The sequence below is a fragment of the Pseudoalteromonas luteoviolacea NCIMB 1944 genome (assembly GCF_001625565.1).
GTDB classification, from domain to species: domain Bacteria; phylum Pseudomonadota; class Gammaproteobacteria; order Enterobacterales; family Alteromonadaceae; genus Pseudoalteromonas; species Pseudoalteromonas luteoviolacea_F.
The window spans coordinates 1-249 of sequence record NZ_AUXS01000098.1 but is presented as its reverse complement, the minus strand read 5'-3'; the positions used below and the strand labels follow the sequence as shown (position 1 = coordinate 249).

The window sequence follows — 249 nt, the reverse complement described above, 5'->3', positions numbered from 1 at the left end:
CTACCTAAACCACAGTGGCAGGCGCAAACAGCCTATCAGGCGCCACAAGGTGAGCGCGAGGAATTGCTGTGTCAAACTTGGCAGCAGGTGCTTGGACACAGCCCCATAGGTCGTGATGACAACTTCTTTGCACTGGGCGGTGATTCCATTCTCAGCCTACAAATTGTTGCTGCGATGCGCCAACACGGCTTTACCCTTAGCCCTAAACAGGTTTTTGAAGCGCCGACAATAGCGCAATTGGCCATCGAG

1 protein-coding gene is annotated in these 249 nt (G+C 53.4%); it reads left to right on the top strand.

Annotated elements, in window-relative coordinates; translation table 11 throughout:
- Positions 1 to 249, top strand: a 249-nt coding sequence (locus N483_RS26465; protein WP_155735438.1) for a phosphopantetheine-binding protein, incomplete at both ends; no start/stop codon positions are given.